This window comes from Ekhidna sp. (assembly GCF_965228795.1).
GTDB lineage: Bacteria > Bacteroidota > Bacteroidia > Cytophagales > Cyclobacteriaceae > Ekhidna.
The window spans coordinates 2,226,345-2,231,470 of sequence record NZ_OZ245839.1; the positions used below are offsets into that span (position 1 = coordinate 2,226,345).

Consider the following 5,126-nt stretch of genomic DNA (forward strand, 5'->3'; position numbering starts at 1 on the left):
TAAAATTAAGCAAAATCACCAATTTGCAACGGAAGCATTGAAGATATCTAGTACTATTTGGTCAAATATCTCTTCAACGAATGCTTCTTCATTAGCCGGTAGGTTTATGGAATTATCATAGTCCTTGAAGAACGAGAAGGTCCTGTCAAAGTCAAAAGTGGGATCATTGACGTTTGTATAAGATGCTGAAACAGTGATGGTAATACGTGATAATGCTGAAAAATCAGCCTGTCCCTGACTACCTGCTGTTGCTGCCACTGGAGTAATGGTATAGTTAGCAATGTATCCTTCTATTTGTAAATCGCCATTATTATCGACAAGCTCCAGACTGGTATTTTGCTGAAAATAGTCTTTGATATTCTCCGTGAATAATACGCTCATATTGGATGGACCAAGTGGTGCATTATTGTAAAAAGTACCAATGGATATTGTTTTTACATCAGGTGAGATAGATGCTCCGGTAAATGAATAGACGCCACAGCCGCTACTCAAGCCTATGGCTACCAGTAAGAAAAGAAGACTAAAGATTCTCAAGTTCATATTGCTTAATCTTCCTGTACAAAGTTCGTTCCGAAATGCCCAAATCCTCAGCTGCGTACTTTCGTTTATTATTATTCTTTCTTAAGGCTTTGATAATCAATTCTTTCTCTTTCTTTTCCAGTGATAGTGAATCTTCATATTCCATTTCATGTGTAATGTCCTCTACTTCTGAGTCATAATCATCCTGATTGGAAGCGATTACAAGTGTTGGCTCATCAACTGATGGATTTTCTTCTTTGTATTCATCCAATTGAGCGTGTGAAGAATCTATATTTTTAAAAAGTGACTTATGGTCTTCAAGTATCTCTTCATCGTTATCATCACCATCCAGCATCTTAAAAACAAGCTTTTTAAGCTCTGCCATGTCCGACTTCATATCAAAGAGTACTTTGTATAGTATATCTCTTTCGGTGAAGTTATCTTTTGATTCTTCTTTGTTGATCAATGCAGGTAGGCTACTTCCAGTCCGTGGAAGGTATTTTTGAAGCTGCTCGAGTGAGATTTCTCTTTCTACACTTAATACACTTATTTGCTCCACCAGGTTTTTCAATTGCCTGATGTTACCCGGGAATCGATGAGATTTGAGGTATTCTTTGGCATCATCTGCTAGCTTAATGGGGGCTGTTTTATAGTTCTCTGAGAAATCATAGGCGAACTTCTTGAAAAGCAAAACCACGTCATCTCCACGTTCACGTAGGGCAGGCACATAGATGGGAACAGTACTTAGTCTGTAGTAAAGGTCTTCTCTGAATTTACCTTTACTTACTGCATCAAGTAAGTCAACATTGGTTGCAGCAATTACACGTACATCAGTTTTTTGAACTTTCGATGACCCTACCTTGATGAATTCACCGTTTTCAAGCACCCTTAATAGCCTAGCTTGTGTACTTTGAGGCATTTCTCCTATTTCATCCAGGAAAATGGTACCACCATTGGTTACTTCAAAATATCCTTTACGATCTCCCGTGGCACCTGTGAAGGCGCCTTTCTCATGACCAAATAATTCTGAATCTATGGTACCCTCAGGTATGGCTCCACAGTTTATGGCAATGAATTGACCATGCTTACGATGAGAAAGACTGTGTATGATCTTTGAAAATGATTCTTTTCCTGCTCCACTTTCACCTGAGATCAGTACACTCATGTCTGTTGGAGCTACCTGCATGGCTACACGAATGGCATTATTAAGTTTGTCGGAGTTACCAACAATCTCAAAACGCTGTTTTATAGCCTGTACTTCTGAATCTATTTTCAAAGTCATACCAACTCTCCAAATAATGTAGCAGGTGTGCAATCGGTAACTTTTACAGTTACATAGGAGCCTTTAGGCACATTTCCTTCAAAGATGATCACCTTGTTTGCCGAATTCCGCCCCTGCATTTGCTTGTCGGATCGTTTGCTTGTCCCTTCTACCAGAATTTTGAATGCTTTGCCTACATCCAGTTTGTTTCGTTCCAATGATATTTCACGTTGTTTATCGATGATTTCCTGTAATCTTCGCTTTTTAACTTCTAAAGGAATATCATCTTCGTATTTTTTAGCTGCGACAGTGCCTGGCCTTTCTGAATAAAAGAACATGTATGAAAAATCGTACTTCACATAGTCCATTAGGGTCAACGTGTCCTTGTGCTCTTCTTCTATTTCAGTACAAAATCCGGCGATCATGTCTGAGCTGATTCCACATTCTTCTCCTAGAATGTCTCGGATGGCATCTACTCGGTTGATATACCATTCTCGGGAATAGGTTCTGTTCATTAATTCAAGCACCCTTGAATTTCCACTTTGTGCAGGAAGGTGGATGTAATTACAAATGTTTTCGTACTTCTTCATGGTGTATAGTACTTCATCCGTAATATCTTTTGGATGTGAGGTCGAAAACCTGACTCTTAAGTCCGGATCTACCTGAGCTACCATCTCTATGAGATTGGCAAAATTGACAATCTCATCTACATCATCTTTTTTGTTAAGTCGTGCTTTGTTGTTCTCAATCGCTGACCATTTGTAAGAATCTACATTCTGGCCAAGTAACGTTACCTCGCGGTACCCTTTATCAAAGAGTTCTTGCGCTTCTCTGACGATCGAGTGAGGATCCCGACTTCTTTCTCGCCCCCTGGTGAAAGGCACCACACAGAATGAACACATATTGTCACATCCTCGCATGATTGAAATAAAGGCCGTTACTCCATTGGAGTTTAATCTTACAGGTGAAATATCCGCATAGGTTTCCTCTCTTGAAAGAAACGTATTGATTCCTTTTTCGCCTTCTTCGGCTTGTTTCACAAGCTTTGGTAAATCTCGGTAGGCATCAGGTCCCAGCACTAAATCAACGATCTTTTCCTCTTCAAGTAGTTTGGATTTTAAGCGTTCTGCCATACATCCAAGTACACCTACGGTTACATCCCTGTTCTTCTTTTTGACACCATTGAAGAAATTGAGACGGTTTCTTACTGTCTGTTCTGCTTTTTCACGAATGGAACAGGTGTTTATTAAAATGACATCTGCATGCTCTGGAGAAGAGGTGGTGCCAAATCCTTCCTTTTTTAATATGGATGTTACAATCTCACTGTCGGAAAAATTCATCTGACACCCATAGCTCTCGATGTATAATTTGCGCTGGGTTGCAGTGGCATTTTCCTCTGTCACCTTGTAATCGCATGATTCAGGTTGATTTTTCTCTACCTCAAGTAAATCTATGTCTGCTATCAATCCTTGCATGCTGCAAAGATAGAAGAGCTGTGACATTTTGTCAGCACTAATCGAATTGATTTTATTTAGATTTAGCCAAAAATCGTAACATGGCACATATACAAGAGGTGAGAGGGTACACTCCTAAGTATGGAAAAGATTGTTGGTTTGCTCCCAATAGTACCATTGTTGGAGAAGTTGAAATGGGTGACAATTGTACGGTATGGTTTGGAGCTGTAGTCAGGGGAGATGTGAATTATATCCGAATTGGAAACAACACGAACATTCAGGATAATGTAACTATTCATGGGACTTATGAGAAGGCCGGAACGACAATAGGGAATAATGTGTCCATTGGTCACAATGCAGTTGTTCATGGCTGTACGATAGAGGATAATGTGCTGATCGGGATTGGAGCAATTGTCCTTGATAATGCCATAATTAAAGCAGGCTCCATAATTGGTGCAGGAACAGTAGTGCTAGCAAATACGGTGGTTGAAGAAAATTCTGTCTATGGAGGGGTGCCTGGTAAAAAACTAAAGAGTATGGATGCGGCGAATAAAGAAATGTTAGGTAGAATAGCCGGCAATTATACCATGTACGCCGGATGGTTTAAAGAAAAGTAGCTTATGAATGTATTAGTAAAAATTCTTCTTTCCTCAATTGGAGTGATTATCGCATCTTATTTACTTCCCGGAGTTTATATTGATGACTTTATCACTGCTGTGATTATTGCGGTTCTATTGTCATTGCTCAATGCGACAGTTAAACCACTATTGATAATACTAACCATTCCAATTACTGTGGTAACCTTTGGTCTTTTCCTGTTGGTAATCAACGCATTAATCATTTTAATGACAAGCTCCATTGTACCCGGATTTGATGTGGATGGGTTTTGGTGGGCACTGATATTTAGTTTGCTATTGTCACTAATCAATGCCTTACTCACCGATTTGAGTAAGGACGGTCAGAAGTAAACCGGACATTGAGGATCTTTCTTATAATTCCGAAGTTTGATTCGGTAATTAAGAAGGATTTCATGCGTACCTCTGGAGTGATTATTAAGCTCATTCACAGTTGCATCATACGCATAACCAAGTCTGAAATTTTCATTTAGAATTAACTGTGTAAGGAATACTAGTGCGTCACCGCTGCGATAGGAGACTCCAGCATAGGCTATACCATCAAAAATAACAGTAGCATTTAAGTCCCAGCCTAGTCTACTTTGTTCTTGATAACGAATTAAAGCAGAGGGACTGAATTTTATGTTACGGTTGATATCAAAAACGACTCCTCCAGTAGCATAGTAATACCTGCTTTCTCTACCTTCAGAAGTGGTGCCATCAGCTTGAACCTGATATAAGCTATTTTCTAAAATATATGGAACTGACACTCCAACGTACATTCTTGGATTGGCGAAATAGATGCCAGTACCAAAGTTTGGAGTAAATCGAGTGGGGGTTCCGGTAAGTAACTCATCGTCTTCGTTGATCACATTTAATTGTGAAAAATCAGACCTTCGATTATCAAATCCACCCGAGAGACCCATGGCCAGGATACCTACTCCCGTTTTTATTTTATATGCGCCACTTAGGTATAGTGCGGATTCTTCATGCACACCTATTACATCACGTGAGGCCTGAATGCCTAAACCAATTTGGTTTCCGTAGAACGAACTATGTACTGAAAGTATGTTCGAAGTAGGAGCACCGTCAACGTTAATCCACTGCTTTCTATGTATGAAGCTGGCGCTGAGAATATTTAAGCTTCCTGCATAAGCAGGGTTTAACGCAAGCCCATTAAACATATATGTGGACATAACCGGTCGCTGCTGCGCAAGAGCGCAAACAGCTATGATTATAAGTCCTATTGATAATGTGAATTTTTTCATTGTCCTAAAA

At 39.7% G+C, this 5,126-nt stretch carries 6 protein-coding genes; 2 read left to right on the forward strand and 4 right to left on the reverse strand.

All coding sequences use genetic code 11. The features are described 5' to 3' along the window. Window positions 1-15: 15 nt before the first annotated feature. The 3 genes from lptE to miaB are packed head-to-tail and all read right to left on the reverse strand — an operon-like array spanning window position 16 to window position 3,255. Window positions 16-540: an LPS assembly lipoprotein LptE gene (gene lptE, locus ACQK2H_RS10120; RefSeq protein WP_425391323.1), complete on the reverse strand. Its 525-nt coding sequence runs from the start codon at window positions 538-540 to the stop codon at window positions 16-18. Then, the gene (locus ACQK2H_RS10125) at window positions 521-1,801 is read right to left on the reverse strand and encodes a sigma-54 interaction domain-containing protein (RefSeq protein ID WP_425391324.1); all 1,281 of its coding nucleotides are present in this window, start codon (window positions 1,799-1,801) and stop codon (window positions 521-523) included. Before ACQK2H_RS10125 ends, lptE begins: the two co-directional genes overlap by 20 nt. After that, entirely contained in the window at window positions 1,798-3,255 is a 1,458-nt protein-coding gene (gene miaB, locus ACQK2H_RS10130; RefSeq protein ID WP_425391325.1) for a tRNA (N6-isopentenyl adenosine(37)-C2)-methylthiotransferase MiaB, read from the reverse strand. Before miaB ends, ACQK2H_RS10125 begins: the two co-directional genes overlap by 4 nt. A gap of 80 nt (window positions 3,256-3,335) precedes the next feature. Here miaB and ACQK2H_RS10135 point away from each other — a divergent pair, with 80 nt between their 5' ends. Together ACQK2H_RS10135 and ACQK2H_RS10140 are read left to right on the forward strand one after the other, a co-directional pair. Further along, the gene (locus tag ACQK2H_RS10135; RefSeq protein ID WP_425391326.1) at window positions 3,336-3,851 is read left to right on the forward strand and encodes a gamma carbonic anhydrase family protein; all 516 of its coding nucleotides are present in this window, start codon (window positions 3,336-3,338) and stop codon (window positions 3,849-3,851) included. Window positions 3,852-3,854: 3 nt separating this feature from the next. Continuing rightward, window positions 3,855-4,202: a phage holin family protein gene (locus tag ACQK2H_RS10140; RefSeq protein ID WP_425391327.1), complete on the forward strand. Its 348-nt coding sequence runs from the start codon at window positions 3,855-3,857 to the stop codon at window positions 4,200-4,202. Here the strand turns inward: ACQK2H_RS10140 and ACQK2H_RS10145 are convergent. Beyond that, the gene (locus tag ACQK2H_RS10145) at window positions 4,193-5,116 is read right to left on the reverse strand and encodes a PorP/SprF family type IX secretion system membrane protein (RefSeq protein WP_425391328.1); all 924 of its coding nucleotides are present in this window, start codon (window positions 5,114-5,116) and stop codon (window positions 4,193-4,195) included. The genes ACQK2H_RS10140 and ACQK2H_RS10145 overlap by 10 nt on opposite strands. Window positions 5,117-5,126: the final 10 nt, after the last annotated feature.

Excerpts from the sequence above, each read along its gene's own strand:
- lptE (WP_425391323.1), bottom strand. The coding sequence starts at position 540 with ATGAACTTGAGAATCTTTAGTCTTCTTTTCTTACTGGTAGCCATAGGC.
- ACQK2H_RS10125 (WP_425391324.1), bottom strand. The coding sequence starts at position 1,801 with ATGACTTTGAAAATAGATTCAGAAGTACAGGCTATAAAACAGCGTTTT.
- miaB (WP_425391325.1), bottom strand. The coding sequence starts at position 3,255 with ATGCAAGGATTGATAGCAGACATAGATTTACTTGAGGTAGAGAAAAAT.
- ACQK2H_RS10135 (WP_425391326.1), top strand. The coding sequence starts at position 3,336 with ATGGCACATATACAAGAGGTGAGAGGGTACACTCCTAAGTATGGAAAA.
- ACQK2H_RS10140 (WP_425391327.1), top strand. The coding sequence starts at position 3,855 with ATGAATGTATTAGTAAAAATTCTTCTTTCCTCAATTGGAGTGATTATC.
- ACQK2H_RS10145 (WP_425391328.1), bottom strand. The coding sequence starts at position 5,116 with ATGAAAAAATTCACATTATCAATAGGACTTATAATCATAGCTGTTTGC.